Origin of the sequence: Paraburkholderia sp. RL18-101-BIB-B, assembly GCF_046026985.1 — a bacterium.
Taxonomy (GTDB): domain Bacteria; phylum Pseudomonadota; class Gammaproteobacteria; order Burkholderiales; family Burkholderiaceae; genus Paraburkholderia.
Genome location: NZ_JARESV010000007.1, coordinates 56,298 through 76,637, shown reverse-complemented (window position 1 = coordinate 76,637; position 20,340 = coordinate 56,298). Strand labels below are relative to the sequence as shown.

The 20,340-nt window shown below is 62.3% G+C and carries 15 protein-coding genes, 1 tRNA gene and 1 pseudogene; 13 read left to right on the top strand and 4 right to left on the bottom strand.

The genetic code is table 11. The features are described 5' to 3' along the window. The first annotated feature begins 51 nt into the window (after positions 1-51). From cysS to P0D73_RS13520, 6 genes are all read left to right on the top strand, one after another. Positions 52-1,449 carry a cysteine--tRNA ligase gene (gene cysS, locus P0D73_RS13545; protein ID WP_408282674.1) on the top strand — a complete coding sequence of 466 codons (1,398 nt, stop codon included), beginning with the start codon at positions 52-54 and terminating at the stop codon, positions 1,447-1,449. Positions 1,450-1,496: 47 nt separating this feature from the next. Continuing rightward, on the top strand, positions 1,497-2,546 hold the full coding sequence (locus P0D73_RS13540; protein ID WP_132373882.1) for a DNA-3-methyladenine glycosylase family protein: 1,050 nt from the start codon (positions 1,497-1,499) through the stop codon (positions 2,544-2,546). Positions 2,547-2,670: 124 nt separating this feature from the next. Beyond that, positions 2,671-3,642 carry an acetyl-CoA carboxylase carboxyltransferase subunit alpha gene (locus P0D73_RS13535; RefSeq protein ID WP_007181378.1) on the top strand — a complete coding sequence of 324 codons (972 nt, stop codon included), beginning with the start codon at positions 2,671-2,673 and terminating at the stop codon, positions 3,640-3,642. 48 nt (positions 3,643-3,690) lie between these two features. Further along, positions 3,691-5,127, top strand: a complete 1,437-nt coding sequence (gene tilS, locus P0D73_RS13530; protein WP_408431649.1) for a tRNA lysidine(34) synthetase TilS — start codon at positions 3,691-3,693, stop codon at positions 5,125-5,127. 384 nt (positions 5,128-5,511) lie between these two features. Continuing rightward, positions 5,512-6,762, top strand: coding sequence for an aspartate kinase (locus P0D73_RS13525; protein ID WP_132373884.1), 1,251 nt, complete (start codon positions 5,512-5,514; stop codon positions 6,760-6,762). A 181-nt stretch (positions 6,763-6,943) separates the two neighbouring features. Beyond that, a tRNA-Ser gene (locus P0D73_RS13520) sits at positions 6,944-7,037 on the top strand. A gap of 158 nt (positions 7,038-7,195) precedes the next feature. On the opposite strand, the gene P0D73_RS13515 is transcribed toward P0D73_RS13520, so the two are convergent. Together P0D73_RS13515 and P0D73_RS13510 are read right to left on the bottom strand one after the other, a co-directional pair. After that, the gene (locus tag P0D73_RS13515; protein ID WP_408431647.1) at positions 7,196-8,107 is read right to left on the bottom strand and encodes an amidohydrolase family protein; all 912 of its coding nucleotides are present in this window, start codon (positions 8,105-8,107) and stop codon (positions 7,196-7,198) included. 278 nt (positions 8,108-8,385) lie between these two features. Continuing rightward, positions 8,386-8,744 (bottom strand): annotated as a pseudogene (locus P0D73_RS13510) (porin); the annotation flags it as partial. Positions 8,745-9,412: 668 nt separating this feature from the next. Between P0D73_RS13510 and P0D73_RS13505 the strand changes: the two are divergent. After that, a complete protein-coding gene (locus P0D73_RS13505) occupies positions 9,413-9,760 on the top strand; it encodes a hypothetical protein (RefSeq protein WP_132373886.1) in 348 nt (115 codons plus the stop codon). A gap of 145 nt (positions 9,761-9,905) precedes the next feature. Here P0D73_RS13505 and fabI read toward each other — a convergent pair whose 3' ends face one another. Beyond that, positions 9,906-10,697 (bottom strand): enoyl-ACP reductase FabI, encoded by a 792-nt coding sequence (fabI, locus tag P0D73_RS13500; protein WP_408431645.1) that lies wholly within the window; start codon positions 10,695-10,697, stop codon positions 9,906-9,908. Between the two features lie 126 nt (positions 10,698-10,823). Here fabI and P0D73_RS13495 point away from each other — a divergent pair, with 126 nt between their 5' ends. The 5 genes from P0D73_RS13495 to P0D73_RS13475 all read left to right on the top strand — a co-directional run bounded on the left by P0D73_RS13495 (position 10,824) and on the right by P0D73_RS13475 (position 17,398). Beyond that, positions 10,824-12,785, top strand: coding sequence for an extracellular solute-binding protein (locus tag P0D73_RS13495; RefSeq protein ID WP_408431643.1), 1,962 nt, complete (start codon positions 10,824-10,826; stop codon positions 12,783-12,785). Between the two features lie 35 nt (positions 12,786-12,820). Beyond that, on the top strand, positions 12,821-13,858 hold the full coding sequence (locus tag P0D73_RS13490; protein ID WP_132373889.1) for a microcin C ABC transporter permease YejB: 1,038 nt from the start codon (positions 12,821-12,823) through the stop codon (positions 13,856-13,858). Next, positions 13,858-14,964 carry an ABC transporter permease gene (locus tag P0D73_RS13485; RefSeq protein ID WP_408251236.1) on the top strand — a complete coding sequence of 369 codons (1,107 nt, stop codon included), beginning with the start codon at positions 13,858-13,860 and terminating at the stop codon, positions 14,962-14,964. The genes P0D73_RS13490 and P0D73_RS13485 overlap by 1 nt, the downstream gene beginning before the upstream one ends. Continuing rightward, on the top strand, positions 14,961-16,595 hold the full coding sequence (locus P0D73_RS13480) for an ABC transporter ATP-binding protein (RefSeq protein ID WP_408313438.1): 1,635 nt from the start codon (positions 14,961-14,963) through the stop codon (positions 16,593-16,595). Before P0D73_RS13485 ends, P0D73_RS13480 begins: the two co-directional genes overlap by 4 nt. Before the next feature lie 137 nt (positions 16,596-16,732). Continuing rightward, a complete protein-coding gene (locus P0D73_RS13475) occupies positions 16,733-17,398 on the top strand; it encodes a C40 family peptidase (RefSeq protein WP_408431641.1) in 666 nt (221 codons plus the stop codon). 130 nt (positions 17,399-17,528) lie between these two features. Here P0D73_RS13475 and P0D73_RS13470 read toward each other — a convergent pair whose 3' ends face one another. Next, entirely contained in the window at positions 17,529-18,476 is a 948-nt protein-coding gene (locus tag P0D73_RS13470; RefSeq protein WP_408431639.1) for a patatin-like phospholipase family protein, read from the bottom strand. A gap of 408 nt (positions 18,477-18,884) precedes the next feature. On the opposite strand from P0D73_RS13470, the gene gltX reads away from it, so the two are divergent. Continuing rightward, positions 18,885-20,294 (top strand): glutamate--tRNA ligase, encoded by a 1,410-nt coding sequence (gltX, locus tag P0D73_RS13465; protein ID WP_408175920.1) that lies wholly within the window; start codon positions 18,885-18,887, stop codon positions 20,292-20,294. The last annotated feature ends 46 nt before the right edge of the window (positions 20,295-20,340 follow it).

Here is a 20,340-nt window from a genome sequence, read left to right as displayed (position 1 = left end):
GGCGCGCATGAAACACATTGCGGATTTCTTTCGGCCCACGCACCGTTCTCTATGGAATCACTGCGCATCTACAACACGCTCGCGCGTGACAAGCAAACTTTCGTGCCGCTGCAAGAAGGCGTCGTGCGGATGTACGTCTGCGGGATGACCGTGTACGACTATTGTCACGTCGGTCATGCGCGGGTGATGGTCGTGTTCGACATCGTGCAGCGCTGGTTGCGCACGCTCGGCTACGACGTGACCTACGTGCGCAATATCACGGATATTGATGACAAGATCATCCGGCGCGCAGTGGAGAACGGCGAAACGATCAAAGCGCTGACCGATCGCTTCATCAAGGCGCTGCATGAAGACGCGGACGCGCTTGGCATCCAGCGGCCCGACATCGAACCGCGCGCCACGGATTTCATTCCGCAGATGCTTGGCATGATCGAGCAGCTCGAAGCGAACGGCTACGCCTATCAGGCGACTGACGGCGACGTGAACTATGCGGTGCGCAAGTTCGCGAACTACGGCAAGCTCTCGGGCAAGTCGCTCGAAGATCTGCGCGCGGGCGAACGCGTCGCGGCGAACGACGCGAAGCAGGACCCGCTCGACTTCGTGCTGTGGAAGCAGGCCAAGCCGGAAGAGCCCGCCGACACCGGCTGGGATTCGAAATATGGGCGCGGTCGTCCCGGCTGGCATATCGAATGCTCGGCGATGGGCTGCACGTTGCTCGGCGAACATTTCGACATTCACGGCGGCGGACAGGACCTGCAGTTTCCGCACCATGAAAACGAAATAGCGCAAAGTGAAGCCGCTACCGGTCAAACGTTCGTCAATTTCTGGATGCACAACGGCTACGTACAGATCGACAATGAGAAGATGTCGAAGTCGTTGAACAACTTCTTTACGATCCGCGAAGTATTGGCGCAGTACGATGCCGAGGTCGTGCGTTTCTTCATCGCACGCGCGCATTATCGCTCGCCGTTGAATTACAGCGACGTGCATATCGACGACGCCCGCAACGCCCTCGCGCGTTTGTACACCGCGCTGAAGGACGTCACGCCGGACGACGCCGAGCTCGACTGGAACGAAGCGCATGCGCAGCGTTTCCAGGCAGCAATGAACGACGACTTCAACACACCGGTTGCAGTGTCGGTGTTGTTCGAGTTGGCAACAGAAGTGAACCGCACGCGCGACCCCGCGCTGGCCCGTCAATTGCGCTCGCTGGGCGCGGTGATCGGACTGCTCGGCCGCGAGCCGCGTGCGTACCTGCAGCAGGCAGCGGGGGCAGCAGCCGAAGGCGCGCTCGAGCCCGCCGCGATCGAAGCGAAGATCGCGGCGCGCGTGGCCGCCAAGCAGGCGAAGGACTATGCGGCAGCAGACCGGATCCGGGCCGAATTGCTCGAGGCCGGCGTTGCACTTGAAGACAAACCCGGCGGGTTGACCGAGTGGCGGCGCGTGTGAGCGCACCTCGACTTACCCTTTGATCGACTCGCCAGGCAGGAGGCAGGATGGCAACGGCCACGAAGACGCCGGCTAAACGAGCCGCGTCTCAAACAAACGCGGCAACCGCGGCAAAGTCGACACGCACGTCGGCTCGCACGGGCGGCGGCGCGGTAAGGAAAGCATCGTCGAAAGCCGCCGGGGTGGCGGCCAAGACGGCAGCGGGTGCAGCGACAAAGACCGCCGTGAAGCGCGGGCTCAATGGCGCGTCGGCGCATGCGCCTCTCGCGAAGCGCGCGAAGGCGCCGCGTTTGAAGAGCAATGGCGCCTTGCCGGCTGAATTGGCCGGCGACGTGCAGGAGCTCGCCCGCGTAACGGTCGAGGGGCACGAAGGCGAAGTCGTGCGCAAGACGCGCGCGTCCGCAACCGCGGGCGGCGAAGCGGCGAGCGCGAGCGAGGTCGCGGTGCCGGTGCAGATCGGCGGCCTCACGCCTGAAGTCACGCGTCCGGCCTATTGGGACAAGGCGTGTGCCGACCTCGTCAAGCGCGATCGCATTCTGAAGAAACTGATTCCGAAGTTCGGCCCGGTGCATCTGCTGAGCCGCGGCGATCCGTTCGTCACGCTCGCGCGCTCGGTGGTCGGCCAGCAGATTTCGGTCGCGTCCGCGCAAGCCGCCTGGGCGAAAGTCGAGGCCGCCTGTCCGAAGCTGGTGCCGCAGCAGTTCATCAAGCTCGGTCTGGAAAAGCTCACCACGTGCGGGTTGTCCAAGCGCAAAGCCGAATACGTGCTCGATCTCGCGCAGCATTTCGTTTCGGGTGCGCTGCACGTCGGTAAATGGACGTCGATGGAAGACGAGGCGGTGATCGCCGAACTCACGCAGATTCGCGGCATCGGCCGCTGGACGGCGGAGATGTTCCTGATCTTCAACCTGTCGCGCCCCGACGTGCTGCCGCTCGACGACCTGGGCCTGATCCGTGCGATCAGTGTCAACTACTTCAGCGGCGAACCGGTCACACGCAGCGAAGCGCGCGAGGTCGCCGCCAACTGGGAGCCGTGGCGCACCGTCGCCACCTGGTATATGTGGCGTAGTCTTGATCCGTTGCCGGTCGACTACTGAAAAAGAAGAAACGGGACCATTTCAAAAGCTATCGATTGTTAAAGATTGATAGTTGCGAGATGGTTTTGACATCGGCGAGCGCGGTTAGAATACGCGCTGCCGGTAAGTCCAAGGATTACAAACAATGAAGACCACGTTTCTGGATTTCGAACAGCCGATCGCTGAACTCGAAGCGAAGATCGAAGAATTGCGCTTCGTGCAGGACGATTCGGCCGTCGATATTTCGGAAGAGATCGAGCGGCTGTCCAAGAAGAGTCAACAGCTCACCAAAGATCTGTACGCGAACCTCACGCCGTGGCAGGTTTCGCAAATCGCCCGTCATCCGCAACGTCCGTACACGTTCGACTACGTCAACGAGCTGTTCACCGATTTCCATGAACTGCACGGCGACCGGAACTATGCGGACGACCTGTCGATCGTCGGCGGCCTCGCGCGCTTCAACGGCCAGGCGTGCATGGTGATCGGCCATCAGAAGGGCCGCGACACCAAGGAGCGCGCGCTGCGCAACTTCGGCATGCCGCGTCCGGAAGGCTATCGCAAGGCCGAACGTCTGATGCGTCTCGCCGAAAAATTCGGCTTGCCGATTTTCACGTTCATCGACACGCCGGGCGCGTACCCGGGCATCGGCGCGGAAGAGCGCGGCCAGTCGGAAGCGATCGGCCGAAATCTGTACGTCATGGCCGAACTGAAGACGCCGCTGATCGCGACGATCATCGGCGAGGGCGGTTCGGGCGGCGCGCTGGCGATCGCCGTCGGCGACAGCGTGCTGATGCTGCAATTCTCGACCTATTCGGTGATCTCGCCGGAAGGCTGCGCCTCCATTCTGTGGAAGAGCGCCGCGAAAGCGCCGGAAGCCGCGGAAGCGCTCGGCCTGACCGCGCATCGTCTGAAGGCGCTCGGTTTGATCGACAAGATCGTCAACGAGCCGTTGGGTGGCGCGCATCGCGATCCGAAAGGCATGGCCGCCATGTTGCGCCGTGCGCTCGCCGATTCGCTGCGCCAGTTCCAGGGCATGAGCATCAACGACCTGCGTCAACGCCGTTTCGAACGGCTGATGTCGTACGGCAAGTTCAAGGAAACGACGCCGGGTGCGTGAGCCCGCGCGCGTTCTCTTTCGTCCTGCAGCGCCCAGCGCGCGAGTGACGTGACTCCCACCGCCGAAACGCCCGCCGACCGCCTCGTTCTCGAGGCCGTCGGCTTTTCGTTGTCTACGCTGCCCGCTAACGCGCGTATTGCGATTGCGTTCAGTGGCGGCGTGGATTCGAGTGTGCTGCTCGATGCCGCGGTGCGTGTCGCGGGCGCGTCGCGTTGTCTCGCGCTGCATGTGCATCATGGGCTGAGCGCGCATGCCGATGCGTGGCTCGCGCACTGCGAGGCGTTTGCGCGGGAGCGTGGCGTCGAGTTCGCGGCAGAGCGCGTGGAGGTCTCGCGTGACGCGGGCGTGAGTGTCGAGGCCGCCGCGCGCGATGCGCGTTATCGCGCGCTGGAAGATATGTGCGCATCGCGCGATGTCGCCACGTTGTGGCTCGCGCAGCATGCGGACGATCAGGCGGAAACCGTGCTGTTGCAATTGCTGCGTGGCGCGGGTCTCGCGGGTCTTGCCGCGATGGCGCCTGAGTATTTGCCGGCGAATGCGTCAGCGACGCGCGTGCGGCCTTTGCTTCATCTGCTGCGCGCGCAACTCGAGCAATACGCGGGCGAGCGTGCGTTGCAATGGATCGACGACGAGTCGAACGCCGATACACGCTACGCACGCAATGCATTGCGCCACGAGGTGACGCCGGCGTTGGCCGTCCACTTTCCAGGGTTTCGCGACGCGCTCGCGCGCACGGCGGCGCACGCGGCGTCTGCGCAGCGTTTGCTCGACGCGCTGGCGCGCATCGATATGGAATCCGCTTCACGCGACGAAGGGCGTGCTCTATCGCACGATGCATTGCTCGCGTTCGACGACGATCGCGCGCTCAACCTGATGCGTTACTGGATGCGCACGTTGGGTTTCGTCGCCGCATCGAGCGCGCGTCTGGGCGATGCGCTGCGTCAGCTGCGTGAGATTGGCGCGGCAGGCGAGGGCCACGGTCTGCGTATCGATCACGCGGGTCATGCATTGCGCAGCTATCGCGGCCTCGTCTATTGGGAAGCGGGCGACAGCAACGAGCCCGCCGACGAAACCGCGCTCGCCGCTCGCGCGATCAGCGAACTCGCGTGGCAAGGTGAGTCGATCTGGCGTTTGCCGCAATGGCGCGGCACTTTCGTATTCGCCGACGCAGACGTTGCCGCCGGCGACTCCGACACGATTCCCGCGAGCGTTCTACGGCGCGCCGTGTTGAGCGCGCGTTCGCGCAGCGGCGGCGAGCGGATGCGCACGAGCGAAGCGCGCAATGCACCGAGCCGCACGCTGAAAAACCTGTTCCAGGAGCGCGGCATTCCTGCGTGGAAGCGCGACGTGCCGCTGCTTTACGCCGGCGACGATCTGCTGTTCGTGCCTCTGCTCGGCGTCAATCGCGCAGCGTTGCCGGAACAGGTCGACGAGGCCGAATCGCGCGTCAGAATCGTCTGGCGCGAGGATCTGCTGATCGCCTGACCGGCCGGTCGGACACTTGGATTAGCCGGGCGGTGAATCCGGAAATAGGGCGCAAATCCGCATGAAACAGGCCTTTGCAGCCCTTATTTGGCGCATTCGAATAGCCTTTCCGGCTTGTCTTTTTGCCCTCGATCGGGTACGTTTACTTGTTTGCCCGACCCGATTTCGCCGTCGCTTTTGTTGAATTAGTCGGTTTTCGATCGTGATCCGTCGTTTCCGGTAAGCCATCAGCGATCATTCCCGGGCAAATCCGCGCGTGCTGCACGCGTGCTGCATTTACGCCGCCACACACTCTGCCGTCGTTCACAAGACGTTGCGCGCCTGTGCTTTTGTGCGGTCGTCTCCAGCGCGCCAGCGCGGTTTCTCCTCCAGTTCAGAACGACAATGGCACTCATCGTACATAAATACGGCGGCACCTCGATGGGCTCGGTCGAGCGCATCAAGAACGTCGCCAAGCGCGTCGCGAAATGGCACAAGGCTGGCCACAAGATGGTCGTCGTGCCGTCGGCGATGTCCGGCGAAACCAACCGCTTGCTCGGTCTCGCGAAAGAAATCACGGGTCAGCCGAACCCGCGCGAACTCGACATGATCGCCGCCACGGGCGAGCAGGTCAGCTCGGGTTTGCTGGCTATCGCGCTGCAGGAAGCCGGCGTCGAAGCGGTCAGCTACGCCGGCTGGCAAGTGCCGGTCAAAACGGATAGCGCGTTCACGAAAGCGCGCATCAGCGAAATCGACGGCGAGCGCGTGCTGCGCGATCTCGACGCAGGCAAGGTGGTGGTGATCACCGGCTTCCAGGGTATCGATCCTGACGGCAATATCACTACGCTCGGCCGTGGCGGTTCGGATACGTCGGCGGTCGCGGTCGCGGCTGCGTTGAAAGCCGATGAGTGCCTGATTTACACGGACGTCGACGGGGTCTACACGACCGACCCGCGCGTGGTCGAAGAAGCGCGCCGGCTCGATCGCGTGACGTTCGAAGAAATGCTGGAAATGGCAAGCCTGGGTTCGAAGGTGCTGCAGATCCGCTCGGTGGAATTCGCCGGCAAATATCAGGTGAAGACACGTGTGTTGTCGAGCTTGACCGATCCGCTGATACCGCTCGACGCTGAAATGAAGTCGGGCACCCTGATTACTTTTGAAGAAGACGAGACCATGGAAAAAGCAGTCATCTCGGGCATCGCGTTTCAGCGCGACGAAGCTCGCATTGCCGTGATGGGTGTGCCCGACAAGCCGGGCATCGCGTATCAGATTCTCGGCCCGGTGGCGGACGCGAATATCGACGTCGACATGATCATCCAGAACCAGAGCGTGGAAGGCAAAACGGCGTTCACGTTTACGGTCGGCCGCGGCGATTATCAGCGCGCCATGGACATCCTCACGACCCAGGTGAAGGGCCACGTGCAGGCCGAGCAGGTGCTGGGCGATCCGAAGGTGTCGAAGGTCTCGGTGGTCGGCGTCGGCATGCGTTCGCACGTCGGTATCGCGAGCACGATGTTCCGCACGCTGTCGGAAGAGGGCATCAACATTCAGATGATCTCGACCTCCGAAATCAAGATCTCGGTGCTGATCGACGAGAAGTACATGGAGCTCGCCGTGCGCGCGCTGCATAAAGCGTTCGAACTGGATCAAGCGTAATTTGCTTCGAACAACGGGGTGGACAAGAGCGCTCCGTTTGTTTTGCGCGGCCGAGGTGAATAAATTGCGTCGCCGGTGACGAAACTGGCACAAAAAATGTTCGCGAGACATTGACCTTCGCGGTTCGGCCCGCTATTATCTTGGCTTCGTCGCGCTGACTCCCTGCGCGACCGAAAGTTTGGGAGACGTGGCCGAGAGGTCGAAGGCACTCCCCTGCTAAGGGAGCATCTGGGCCAAAACCTGGATCGAGGGTTCGAATCCCTCCGTCTCCGCCAGTGATGGTGGCAAACCCCGCAGAGTCTAGGCTCTGCGGGGTTTTGTTTTTGGGCGTTGCAGTTCGAGTGGATTGGTACAGTGACGGCCTGCTGTCGCTCAATCTCATTCGTGACCGTATGTGCAATCACGCACTCAATTCGGTCCTCCAAGTTAACGTTTAGCTCAGCTTGTAAATCCGAACTGCTGTGTCATGCAGCAGTCTTCGCTGTTCCGAAACACTGAACTCTGCAATCACCTCGAAGTACGCGCGATAAAGCTGTTCGAATGTGCAAGACAGCTTGCTGATCGGCATATGACTCGCGAACATGCAGCGGTCAGGCCCAAAAACCTCGATGGCTTGCAGTATCCAAGGGCGAACCTGAGCGACCGTCCAATGAATGCCGAAGATGCATTCCAGCCCAAAAATTTTGACAGCCACATTGGGACACGCGCCGACCAACGTCATTCCACGTCGCCACGCCGCCTGGCCTTCGCTAGTCAGATCGAGCGGCCAGCCCAGCACAGGCAGCACGAACTGAATGTCTGGAAACGCAGTCGCGAGCGATGCGAGTTCGGGAAGTTGCGGGGCGAATATCTCGATTTCGCAGATCAGATTGCGCCCGCGCAGCGAAGCGAGTCCGCGTCGCCATGCCGCGTCCGACGTGAGGCCCGGCGCCGTTGCATAGCGAAGCAGCGGGTTCGCCGGGTGCCAACCCAGATGCTGACGAACGCAACGGATCCGATTTGCTGATGCATACGCGTCCAGCGTGCCCGGCAGATCGGGACTCGAAAAATCGACCAAAGCGATGATGCCGTCCGGGCGTCCTGTGGTGTTCGCAAGGTCCTGCGCCCAGCAGGTTTCGCCCACCGGATCGGACGAAATGAATTCCGCCCAGACTGTGCCGACGACATTCAGCGCGCTCGTGTCGCGCGCGTAGTCGTCGGGTAAGTAGATGCGGGGGAGCGCACTGTAGTCGCCGACGAGGGCTTCGAAGCCTTCGCTGCGCGTCGCGAACACGGGGTAATGGAAGCGCCCAGCGTCGTAGAAGTGTTGGTGACAATCAAGGATCGGCAGGGCGGCGCAGTCCATCGTCCAGGTCTCCGTACGCGAGAGCCAGCACTGAAGCGCAGTGCTTGTCCGGCGAGGTTAGCATGAGTCGGTTCGGCGTCCTGTGAGGAGGCAGATGGCAGGTTGTCGTCGCCTTGCTGTTGGCGTGTTGAGAAGCAGCGAACGTTGTCTGAATGGCTGGCTTCGCCGGATCACTGAGCGTGGGTTAGCTGGAACCCGCGAAGTCCCACGGCGTGCTCTCGCGGCCGATTTCGTGCGCGGGTCTGCCGTTCGTCAATCGCCGCTCCAAGCCGCACTCGAAACGCGTGCTGCGGCCCCACCATCCCAACAAACTGCGATGGCCCCGACGACGGCGACGTCGTATTCTGCGAGTCGCCTACCACCGCCACCGCATCGGTAGTGCTCGTGGCGCCGCCCGCCGCGATCAGCGTCTTGCCGCGTGCGAGCTGTTACGCCTTCAGCGCGTACAACGTAGTGGGCGTAGAGCGGTTGTAGGTCTGCTCCAGCGAGATCTAGTGATAGCGCGCCGGATCGCTCATGCCGTTCGCCTTGCTCGCGCACGTGTTGCTGTACCCGGCGCCGACTATCACAGCGGGCGTGATGCGATATGTCGAAATCACGCCGTACGTGTTGAACACGGTTCGCTGGCGAACAGCGAACTATCGGCATTTGGTGTCAGTCATCGTATCACTGGTACGCGTGTGAGATACTCTAGGCAAAACCGTTCAACTTTGTCGATTTTCTGGTGAATTTCAATGATATCGGGCGTTTCAACATTAGGTGGCCGACTAGAGATCGGACGACCGGTCACCTTTAAATTTTCGCAGTTCGTTTCGCCTGCGCGACACAAATGGCAGATGGCTGCGTGAGTCCGCTGTGGCGGCGGCGTGCTATGCCTTAAACGAGCGTCGCCGTATGAGCCGGATCGACTGGCGCCTCGAAGCAGGTCGCATTCGATTCAATCCAAATCGAGCGAGAGCGTTTCTGCGCCGAGGCAGGGCAGACGCATGAATAAATAATGCTTCGACATCCTACAGATATTGTCCGCACTGGAAATGACAAATGCCATGCGTGCCTGGCTGCGCATATCGCCGTCGGCCGAATGCCCCGCTGCATGAACGTGCGGCGAGCAGAGCCGCCTTGCATTGCGCCGCGCTCTGATTACAACGCCACCGCTTCTTCACCAAAACCATGTCCAATGTAACGAGACGTAACCGGCCGGCCACGCACGCGATGTTATGCATCAGTTATTACAAACTTGAAATACGCGCAGCGGCGCCTTGCGCTATATTTCCGCCAACAACACATTCTTCCAAAGGGTGATCGATGAAGTCCGCTCGTCTTGTTCCACTTTTGATCGGGGTTTTCGCGCTGGGTGCGTCGGGTGCCGCAATGGCCGGCGGTCTCAGTGTTGGTGTCAACATCGGCATTCCCGCGCCGGTCTATGTCGCGCCGGCACCGGTTTATGCACCGCCGCCTCCGCCCCCGCCGCCGGTCGTCTATCAACCGGCACCCGTGTACTACGGCGGCCCGGCGATCGTGGTCGGCTGGCATGGCGACCGCTACTGGGACGGACGCCGCTACTGGGCGCGCGATGACTGGTATCGTCATCATCCCCCGGGCCATTACAACTACGGTCACGACCACTACGACAATCATCGCGGATGGCACTAAGCATCCAGACCCGCGGTTGATCGAATCGCGGCGTCAAAGAAAAACCGCCTGAAAAAGGCGGTTTTTTTGTTGGGCTTCTGCAATAAGCCAGCAAAATGCAGTGGCGCACACAAAGCGCCACGCGCTCACGCGCAAGGCGTGTTGTTCAATCCGTCACGGCAGCCATGCCACCCACCACCGCGCTAAAGCCGCTATCGACGTGCACGATTTCCGCCGTCACGCCGGCCGCCAGATCCGACAGCAGGAACGCCGCCGTATTGCCGACCTGTTCGATCGTCACGTTGCGCTTGAGCGGCGCGTTCTGTTCGACGAACTCGAGAATTTTGCCGAAGCCCTTGATGCCGCTCGCGGCCAGCGTCTTGATCGGGCCCGCCGAAACACCATTGACGCGCACGCCTTTTGCGCCGAGCGAGACCGCCAGATAACGCACGCTGGCTTCGAGTGAAGCTTTGGCGAGACCCATGGTGTTGTAGTTCGGAATCGCGCGCTCGGCGCCCAGGTAGCTCAGCGTGAGCAGTGACGCGTCCGGCGTGAACATGGATTGCGCGGCTTTGGCGAGCGCCGGGAAGCTGTACGCGGAGATGTCGTGCGCGATGCGGAAATTTTCGCGCGTCATGCCGTCGAGAAAATCGCCGGCAATCGCTTCGCGCGGCGCAAAGCCGATCGAGTGAACGAGACCGTCGAGGCCGACCCAGCGTTGCTTGAGCGAGACGAAGAGGGCGTCGATCTGCGCGTCGTCGACGACGTCGCAGGGGAACACCAGATCGCTGCCGAACTCGTTGGCGAACTCGGTGATGCGGTCCTTGAAGCGCTCGCCGACATAGGTGAACGCCAGCTCGGCGCCTTCGCGCTTGCAGGCTTGCGCGATGCCGTAGGCAATCGAACGGTTCGACAGCAGGCCAGTCAGCAGGATACGTTTACCAGCGAGGAAGCCCATGAAATCTCCTGATCAGATCGGCGCGCCGCGCACGTCGACAATGTGCGCAATGGACGTGCGGATCGCGCGGGTTTATTGGGTAGAATTCTCTCACACTGCAATTGCCCACTGACCAACAAGGCCCCCATGACAACTGGCTCGCGACGGGTTCCAACGCCTCGTGCACTCCGGTGCAGCGTGATTCACAGACCCTCGCGTGCCGGCCTCGCGATTGCGCCGCGTTCATGGCGCTCCGCTTGCGCAGCGCTGATGTGCGGCGTGCTGGCCGTGGCTGGTCTTCTCGTGGCGCCGCGGGCGCACGCGGTCTATGCGATCGCGCAATACGGTGAGCCGAAATATCCGGCGGAATTCAAGCACTTCGACTACGTCAATCCGGACGCGCCGAAGGGCGGCACGCTGGTGCTGGCCAATCCGAGCCGCCTCACCAGCTTCGACAAATTCAATCCCTTCACGCTGCGCGGCAATACGGCGCCGGGTGTGGACCTGATGTTCGAAAGCCTTACCACCGGCAGCAGCGACGAAGTGGCGTCCGCTTACGGGCTGCTCGCCGACGACATCGACATCGCGCCGGATGGACTGTCGGTGACCTTCCACATCAATCCGCGCGCGCGGTTTTCGAACGGCGATCCGGTCACCGCCGACGACGTCAAGTTCTCGCTGGACACGCTGAAAAGCCCGCAGGCCGCGCCGCAATTCGCCTCGATCTTCGGCGAGATCACGCGCGCGGTGGTGATCGATCCGCATACGATCCGCTTCGAGTTTCATCAGCGCAATCGCGAGCTGCCGTTGCTTGCGGGCGGCATACCGGTGTTCTCGCGCAAGTGGGGAATGAAGCCGGACGGCAGCCGCATTCCGTTCGACCAGCTCGCGTTCGAAAAGCCGATCGGCAGCGGACCTTATCTGATCGAGCAATACGACAACGGCCGCACGATTACGTACCGGCGCGACCCGAATTACTGGGGCGCGGCGCTGCCGGTGCGCGTCGGTATGTATAACTTCGATCGCGTCGTCTACAAGCTGTATTCGGATAGCACGGCGCGGCTGGAGGCGTTCAAGGCCGGCGAGTACGACGCCCTGGTCGAATACGTCGCGCGCAACTGGGTGCGGCGTGATGTCGGCAAGAAATTCGATAGCGGCGAGCTGATCAAGCAGGTGTTTGCGCAACATAACGGCACCGGCATGCAGGGCTTCATGCTGAACACGCGGCGGCCGTTGTTTCAGGACGTGCGCGTGCGCAAGGCGCTCGATCTTGCGCTCGACTTTCAGTGGCTCAATCGGCAGTTGTTCTTCAATCAGTACACGCGTATCGACAGTTTCTTCGCCAACACCGATTTGCAGGCGAAGGGTCTGCCTTCGCCGGGTGAGTTGGCCTTGCTCGAGCCGTGGCGCGCGAAGCTCGACCCGGCCGTGTTCGGTCCGCCGCCGAAACAGCCGGATACCGATCCTCCCGGCTCGCTGCGCGCCAACCTGCTGGAGGCGCGCGCGCTCTTGCAGGAGGCCGGCTGGACTTACCGCGACGGCGCCTTGCGCAACGCCAAGGGCGAGCCGTTCCGCTTCGAGATTCTCGACGACTCCGGCTCGTCCGCGCAGATGGAGCCGATCGTCGCGACCTTCATCCGCAATCTGCAGAAGCTGGGCATCCAGGCCACGTTTCGCGTGTCGGATTTCGCGGTCTATCAGAAGCGGCTAGACGCATTCGATTTCGACACCACCACCATCCGCATGCCGGACGTGCAGGTGCCCGGTTCCGAGCAGATCGAACGATTCGGCAGCAAGGCCGCCGATACGCAGGGTTCCGATAACATGATCGGGCTGAAGTCGCCAGTAGTGGATGCGATCCTGAATGCGCTCGTGCATGCGCAGACGCGCGAGCAACTGGTCGACGCCACGCACGCGCTCGACCGTGTGTTGATGCATGGCTACTATGTCGTGCCGCACTGGTACAGCGCGACGCATCGGGTGGCGTTCAAGCGCGGCCTTGCATGGCCGAAAACGCTGCCCCTGTACTATTCGGCGGAAGGCTGGATCACGTCGATGTGGTGGTTTGCGCAGCCACAGTCGCAATCGCAGCCGCAAGCGCAACCTTAACCGCGCTAACGCGTCATTCATTCGGAAACGCCGCCATGTGGAGCTACATCCTCAAACGCCTGCTGCTGATGATCCCGACTTTGCTCGGCGTGCTGACGCTGACCTTCGCTGTGATCCAGTTCGTTCCCGGTGGCCCGGTCGAGCAGATGCAGCACGAGTTGCGCAAAGGCGCCGAGAACGGCGCGCCGTTCGGTCTGCGCGCGCATACCGGCGTCGACGCGCAGCAGATCGCGCAACTCAAAGCGCTATACGGCTTCGACAAACCGCCGCTCGAACGCTACGTGCTGATGCTCAAGCGCTTCTCGACGTTCGATCTCGGTCAGAGCTACTTCCGCCATCAAAGCGTGTGGTCGCTGATCGTCTCGAAGCTGCCGGTATCGATCAGCATCGGCTTATGGACGTTCTTTCTGACGTATCTGATATCGGTGCCGCTCGGCATTGCAAAGGCGATACGCAACGGTTCGCGCTTCGATGTCGCGACGAGCCTCGTGGTGCTGGTCGGCTACGCGATTCCGGGCTTCGTGCTGGGCGTGTTGCTGCTCGTGCTGTTCGGCGGCGGTACGTTCCTGCAACTGTTCCCGCTGCGCAATCTCACTTCGGACAACTGGGCGCAACTAAGTGTCGTAGGCAAGATTCTCGACTATCTGTGGCATATCGCGTTGCCGATCACGGCTTCGGTCGTGGGCAGTTTCGCGGTTGTCACCATGTTGACGAAAAACGCTTTTCTCGATGAGATCCGCAAGCAATACGTGCTCACCGCGCGCGCCAAAGGGTTGTCCGAAAAGCGCGTGCTGTGGAAGCACGTGTTCCGCAATGCGCTGTTGCCGCTGATCGTCGGTTTTCCGGCCGCGTTTATCGGCGCGTTCTTTACCGGCAGTCTGCTGATCGAGACGCTGTTTTCGCTCGACGGCCTCGGGCTGCTGTCGTACGAATCGGTTGTGCGGCGCGATTATCCGGTCGTGCTCGGCACGCTGTATCTGTTCACGCTGATCGGGCTCGCGACCAAGCTGATCTCCGATCTTTGCTACGTGTGGGTCGATCCCCGCATCCAATTCGAACAACTGGAGCGCTGATGAATCGAGCCCGTCTTTCCGCCGATGCGTCGGCGCGCACCGAACCGGCGCGCGCGTTCGTCTCGCCTTCGCCCGCGCGCCGTGTGTGGCAGCGTTTTCGCCAGCAGCGTCTGGGCTACTGGAGCCTGATCGTGTTCGTCGTGGCATTCGCGGCAAGTCTGGCCGGGCCGTTGTGGTCGAACGACAAACCGCTCGTGGTGCGCTACGACGGCAGCCTGTATTTCCCGATGTTCAAGACCTACGCCGAGACCACCTTCGGCGGCGATTTCCCGACGCCGGCCGATTATCTCGATCCGTATATCAAGCATCGTTTCGACGCGCCGGGCAATTTCGCCGTGTATCCGCCGAATCACTACTACTACGACACGCTGAATTACTTTTCGAAGGCGCCGAACCCGGCGCCGCCGTCGCGCGAGAACTGGCTCGGCACCGACGACCGCGGCCGCGATCTGTTCGCGCGTTTGCTCTACGGCTTCCGCGTATCGGTGGAATTCGGGCTGGTGCTGACGCTGATCGGTACCATACTTGGAATCGCGGCGGGCGCCGTGCAAGGTTATTTCGGAGGACGTACCGATATCATCGGGCAGCGTTTGATCGAAATCTGGAGCGCCATGCCGGAGCTTTACCTGCTGATCATCTTTTCGTCGATCTTCGAGCCGGGCTTCATTCTGCTGATCGTGCTGCTCTCGCTGTTCGGCTGGATCGGCTTGTCCGATTACGTGCGCGCGGAGTTCCTGCGCAATCGCCAGCAGGATTACGTGCGCGCGGCGCGCGCGATGGGGCTGTCGAACTGGCAAATCATGTGGCGGCATGTGCTGCCCAATAGTCTCACGCCGGTGATCACGTTCCTGCCGTTTCGCATGAGCGGCGCGATTCTCGCGCTGACGAGCCTCGACTTTCTCGGTTTGGGCGTGCCGTCGCCGACGCCCAGCCTCGGCGAACTGCTCGCGCAAGGCAAGGCGAATCTCGACGCGTGGTGGATTTCGTTGTCCACCTTCGGCGTCCTGGTGGCAATGCTGTTGCTGCTGACCTTCATGGGCGACGCGCTGCGCAATGCACTCGACACCCGTATCTCCGATGCAATGCGCGCCGGAGGCAATCAATGAGCGCGAACTTGCAAAACAATGCGCCACCGGCCACGACCAAGCCGCTGCTCGAACTGGACCATCTGCATGTGCGTTTCGGCGATACGGTCGCGGTGAGCGACGTCACGCTCGCGATCCAGCGCGGCGAACGGGTGGCGCTGGTCGGCGAATCGGGTTCGGGCAAGAGCGTGACCGCGCTGTCGATCCTGCGTCTGTTGAGCGACGCGCAAGTGAGCGGGTCGATCCGTTTCGACGGCGCAGACCTGCTCGGCAAAACCGAGCGCGAGATGCGCGGCTTGCGCGGCTCGGACATCGCGATGATCTTTCAGGAGCCGATGACCGCGCTCAATCCGCTCTACACGGTCGGCGACCAGATTGCGGAAACCATCGTCGTGCATGACGGCGTGACGGCGAACGAGGCGCGCAAGCGCGCCGTGGCGCTCCTGGGACGCACCGGCATCGCCGAGCCGGGCAAGCGCGTGAACAGCTATCCGCATCAGCTGTCGGGTGGCCAGCGCCAGCGCGCGATGATCGCGATGGCGCTGGCGTGCCGTCCGCGTCTTCTGCTGGCCGACGAGCCGACCACGGCGCTCGACGTGACGATCCGCGCGCAGATCGTCGAACTGCTGCTGGAGTTGCAACGCGACGAAGCGGAAAAACGCGGCATGGCCGTGTTGCTGATCACGCACGACCTGAATCTGGTGCGCCACTTCGCGCAACGCATCGCGGTGATGGAGAAGGGCGTTCTGGTGGAGAGCGGGCCGGTCGAGCAGGTGTTCGCGTCGCCGCAGCATCCGTACACGCAACGTCTGTTGGCCAGTCGCCCGGAACGCACGGTGGTGCCGGTTTTGCCGATTTCGCCCGTGCTGCTCGAAGCGCGCGGGATTTCGGTCGATTTCAAAACGAAGTTGCCGGGTTTCAGCGGGTGGTTTCGCTCGGGACGGTTTCGCGCTGTTGCGGACGCGAACGTGTCGGTGCGCCAAGGCGAGACGCTCGGGATCGTCGGCGAATCGGGTTCGGGCAAATCGACGCTGGCGATGGCCTTGCTCGGCCTGCAACGCACCGTGCACGGCGAGATCGAGTTTCAGGGCCGGGCGCTCGGCAGTTATCGCGGCGCCGAACAGACCGCCTTGCGCTCGAACATGCAGGTTGTCTTCCAGGATCCGTTCAGTTCGCTTTCGCCGCGCCAGACCATCGAACGGATTGTCGGCGAAGGGCTCGCGTTGCACCGGCCGACCATGACGCCGCAAGCGCGGCGGGAGAAGGTGATCTCGGTGTTGCGCGAAGTCGGCCTCGATCGCACGGTGCTGCAACGCTATCCGCACGAATTCTCCGGCGGGCAGCGTCAGCGGATTGCGATTGCGCGCGCGCTGGTGCTGGAACCGCGCATCCTGATCCTCGACGAACCGACCAGCGCGCTCGATGTTTCCATTCAACAGCAGGTGCTGAAACTGCTCGCCGGGTTGCAACAGAAGTACAACCTTGGCTTCGTTTTCATCAGTCACGATCTGGCCGTGATCGGGGCAATGGCGCATCGTGTCGCGGTCATGCAAAACGGTTCGATCGTCGAAAGCGGCGAGGTTGAGGAGATTTTTGCGACACCCGCCCACCCCTACACTCGAAAGCTGCTGAAAGCCGCGCTGGACCATTGATTTACCGCTTTTTCACCAATTGGGTGCGGGTCTCGATTGTATTTTTCTATTTGTTTTGACATGTGAATACTTACTGGCTAGTATCGACCAAACTTTTTTCCGTAGACCCCTGATTTTTAGGCAAAAAATACCGACCAATGCAGCACAGAAACCTAACCCAGGCTTGCACGCGCGTCGTCGCCGGGATGTTCATTGGCGTCTTGATGGCAGCAGCTCCCGGCGCGTTCGCCGACGAAGTAAGCAGTTTCAATCAGAATGCCTCATATTCGACCCTCAGCGGGTCGAATTCTTTGTCCGCTCCCAATTCGCAAGCCGTCGCTCCCCCTAGCGACAGCAGCGCCAAATCGTTCCTCTCCGGCATGGCCGGCAAGGCGGGCGACGTGGTCGTCGGCGCCCTGAACATGATCGGCGTGCGCTACCGTTGGGGTGGCAACACCCCGGATTCGGGGCTCGATTGCAGCGGCTTCGTCCGCTACGTGTTCCAGGACACGCTCGGTATGGCGTTGCCGCGCCGCGCCGAGGAAATGAGCCGCGTCGGCGAAAAGGTTCGCGTCAGCGACCTGAAGCCGGGCGATCTGGTGTTCTTCAACACCATGCGCCGCACGTTCTCGCACGTCGGCATCTATATCGGCGACAACAAGTTCGTGCACTCGCCCTCCACGGGCAGCACGATCCGTGTCGACGACATGGATGACGGCTACTGGGAAAAGCGCTTTACCGGCGCGCGCCGGATCGAGGCGTCGTATCAGGACGGCGAGGATTTGCGCAAGCGCGTGAATGCGACCATCGGCGGCAATCAGTAAGAGATTGCGCCGGCGGTTCGCGGCATAAAAAAGCCTGCTTCGAACGAAGCAGGCTTTTTTGCGTTTGACCGGCCGATGCGGCCGTTCCAAGGACCGCTTCAGGTCAGCTTCAGGTCAGCTTCGGGTCCGCTTACGCCGCAGCGCGGCTCGCCGCCAGCTTGCGTTGCAACTCCGGCATCATCTTCGCCACCGCTTCTTCGCCCGCCAGAATCGCCGCGTTGCGCTGCGAGAAATCGCTGCCGCTCATGGCGGCCAGATTCGGCTGGATCACGACGTCCGCGTACTTGTCGAGTTCATAAGCCTTGATCGTCTGGCCCATGATCGTGAAGGTCTGCATCAGCACGTCGAACGAACTGGCCGTCAGGCCGCTTTCCGGGCGCTGCGAGATATCCACCGCGATCACGAAATCCGCGCCCATCTTGCGCGCGAACGACGCCGGCACCGGACTCACCAGCCCGCCGTCCACATACTCATGGCCACCGATCTTCACGGGCTCGAAAATCGACGGCACGCTGCACGACGCGCGCACCGCAATGCCGGTGTTGCCGCGCTGGAACAGGATCGGCTGGCCGGTTCTGAGGTCGGTGGCGACCACCCCGAGCGGCTTGGCCATTTTCTCGATCGGACGGTTGTTGAGCGTCGTGTTCAGGTAGTTCTGCAGCGCGACGCCTTGCAGAAAGCCGCGCGTGCGAAACGGCATGGCCCAGTCGCTGATCGACGCTTCGTCCATGGTCAGGGCGAGCTTGTTCAGCGCGAAGCCGTTCATGCCCGACGCGTACAGCGCGCCCACCACCGAGCCGGCACTGGTGCCGGCCACCAGATCGATCTGGATATTGCGTGCCTCGAGCCCCTTGATCACGCCGATGTGCGCGAAGCCGCGCGCAGCGCCGCCGCCTAGCGCAAGCGCGACGCGCAGCGGCCGTTGCGGTTTGTCGAGCGGCGGCGTGGCCGTAACGGGCGTGGTGGCGACGGGCGTGCTATCGGCCTTGCCTCCGGTCGTGGTGCAGGCGGCCAGCACCGCGGAGGCGGCGGCCAGTGAAAAGTTGCGGCGGGCGAGGCTAGGCGATGAGGGCTTCAACGAGTTCTCCAGCAACGGCGCGGGCAACGCAGTCGGCGTCGCCGGTGGCCGCGATCAGGCGGATAGTCAGACGGACGGCATCGCCGGCGGCGATACCATGCGCCGTGGATCTATCTCCGGCCGCAGCGCGCGCACATCATAAAGCAAAGCTTCGCGCGCGCGGCGGCGCGGTAATGAAACGTTGCAGAGGAAGCCCTCGGACGCTATGCGGCGCGGTATGCACGCCGCGCCTGGCCGTTCGGACCAGGGCAGGTAAGACGCTTCTCGAAGGTATAATTCGCCTCTCGCATTTAATTCCTTCGTGCCCATGCACGGCGCTGTTTTGCCGAATGGGCGCGCTCCGCTGCCGCGCTTCATGGGCGATTGTCTGCCCGCAGGCGCCGGCGCCTGTCTTCCGAGTAACCGCTAATGACCACCTCCGTTCGTACCCGTTTCGCACCGAGTCCCACCGGCTTCATCCACCTCGGCAACATTCGCTCCGCGCTTTATCCGTGGGCGTTCGCGCGCAAGATGAAAGGGACCTTCGTGCTGCGGATCGAGGACACCGACGTCGAGCGTTCCACCAGCGAATCGGTCGACGCCATTATCGAAGGCATGGCGTGGCTCGGGCTCGATTTCGACGAAGGCCCGTTCTACCAGATGCAGCGCATGGACCGTTACCGCGAAGTGCTCAAGCAGATGCAGGACGCGGGGCTGGTGTACCCGTGCTACATGTCGACGGAAGAACTCGACGCGCTGCGCGAGCGTCAGCGCGAAGCCGGCGAAAAGCCGCGCTACGACGGCACGTGGCGTCCGGAGCCGGGCAAGGTTCTGCCGGAACCGCCGGCCGGCGTGCAGCCGGTGCTGCGCTTCCGTAACCCGCTCACCGGCGTGGTGGCATGGGACGACGCCGTGAAAGGCCGTATCGAGATCTCGAACGAAGAGCTCGACGACCTCGTGATCGCGCGTCCGGACGGCACGCCGACCTACAACTTCTGCGTGGTGGTCGACGATCTGGACATGCGCATCACGCACGTGATTCGCGGCGACGATCACGTCAACAACACGCCGCGGCAGATCAACATTCTGCGCGCGCTCGGCGGCGAGCCGCCGGTCTACGCGCACTTGCCGACCGTGCTGAACGAGCAGGGCGAGAAGATGAGCAAGCGCCACGGCGCGATGAGCGTGATGGGTTATCGCGACGCCGGTTTCCTGCCGGAAGCCGTGGTCAACTATCTGGCGCGCCTCGGCTGGTCGCATGGCGACGCGGAAATCTTCTCGCGCGAACAGTTCGTCGAGTGGTTCGATCTGGAGCATCTGGGCAAGTCGCCGGCGCAATACGACCACGACAAGCTGAACTGGCTGAACGCGCACTACATCAAGGAAGCGGATAACGAGCGCCTCGCCGGGCTGGCCAAGCCGTTCTTCGCCGAACTGGGTATCGACGAGGCCGCGCTTGCCCAGGGCGCCGATCTGGCGGCCGTGGTGGGCTTGCTGAAGGACCGCGCATCGACGGTGAAGGAGATCGCCGAGAACGCTGCGATGTTCTATCGCACGCCGGCGCCGGATGCCGAGTCCCTCGCGCAGCACGTGACCGACGTGGTGCGTCCGGCGCTCGCCGATCTGGCCGCCGCGCTGAAAACCGTGGAGTGGACCAAGGAAGCAATCGCGGCCGCATTGAAGGCGACGCTCGGCGCACACAAGCTGAAGATGCCGCAACTGGCGATGCCGGTGCGTCTGCTGGTGGCGGGCACCACGCATACGCCGTCGATCGACAGCGTGTTGATGCTGTTCGGGCGTGATGTTGTCGTCGGCCGGATCGAAAAAGCGCTGGCTTGAGCGCGTTCGCGCGAGCCTTGAGAGGGTTTGCATGCGACTTGTGAAA

Bases quoted from the DNA above. Each gene is read 5' to 3' on its own strand.
- cysS (WP_408282674.1), top strand. From the start codon at position 52: ATGGAATCACTGCGCATCTACAACACGCTCGCGCGTGACAAGCAAACT.
- P0D73_RS13540 (WP_132373882.1), top strand. From the start codon at position 1,497: ATGGCAACGGCCACGAAGACGCCGGCTAAACGAGCCGCGTCTCAAACA.
- P0D73_RS13535 (WP_007181378.1), top strand. From the start codon at position 2,671: ATGAAGACCACGTTTCTGGATTTCGAACAGCCGATCGCTGAACTCGAA.
- P0D73_RS13525 (WP_132373884.1), top strand. From the start codon at position 5,512: ATGGCACTCATCGTACATAAATACGGCGGCACCTCGATGGGCTCGGTC.
- P0D73_RS13515 (WP_408431647.1), bottom strand. From the start codon at position 8,107: ATGGACTGCGCCGCCCTGCCGATCCTTGATTGTCACCAACACTTCTAC.
- P0D73_RS13505 (WP_132373886.1), top strand. From the start codon at position 9,413: ATGAAGTCCGCTCGTCTTGTTCCACTTTTGATCGGGGTTTTCGCGCTG.
- fabI (WP_408431645.1), bottom strand. From the start codon at position 10,697: ATGGGCTTCCTCGCTGGTAAACGTATCCTGCTGACTGGCCTGCTGTCG.
- P0D73_RS13495 (WP_408431643.1), top strand. From the start codon at position 10,824: ATGACAACTGGCTCGCGACGGGTTCCAACGCCTCGTGCACTCCGGTGC.
- P0D73_RS13490 (WP_132373889.1), top strand. From the start codon at position 12,821: ATGTGGAGCTACATCCTCAAACGCCTGCTGCTGATGATCCCGACTTTG.
- P0D73_RS13485 (WP_408251236.1), top strand. From the start codon at position 13,858: ATGAATCGAGCCCGTCTTTCCGCCGATGCGTCGGCGCGCACCGAACCG.
- P0D73_RS13480 (WP_408313438.1), top strand. From the start codon at position 14,961: ATGAGCGCGAACTTGCAAAACAATGCGCCACCGGCCACGACCAAGCCG.
- P0D73_RS13475 (WP_408431641.1), top strand. From the start codon at position 16,733: ATGCAGCACAGAAACCTAACCCAGGCTTGCACGCGCGTCGTCGCCGGG.
- gltX (WP_408175920.1), top strand. From the start codon at position 18,885: ATGACCACCTCCGTTCGTACCCGTTTCGCACCGAGTCCCACCGGCTTC.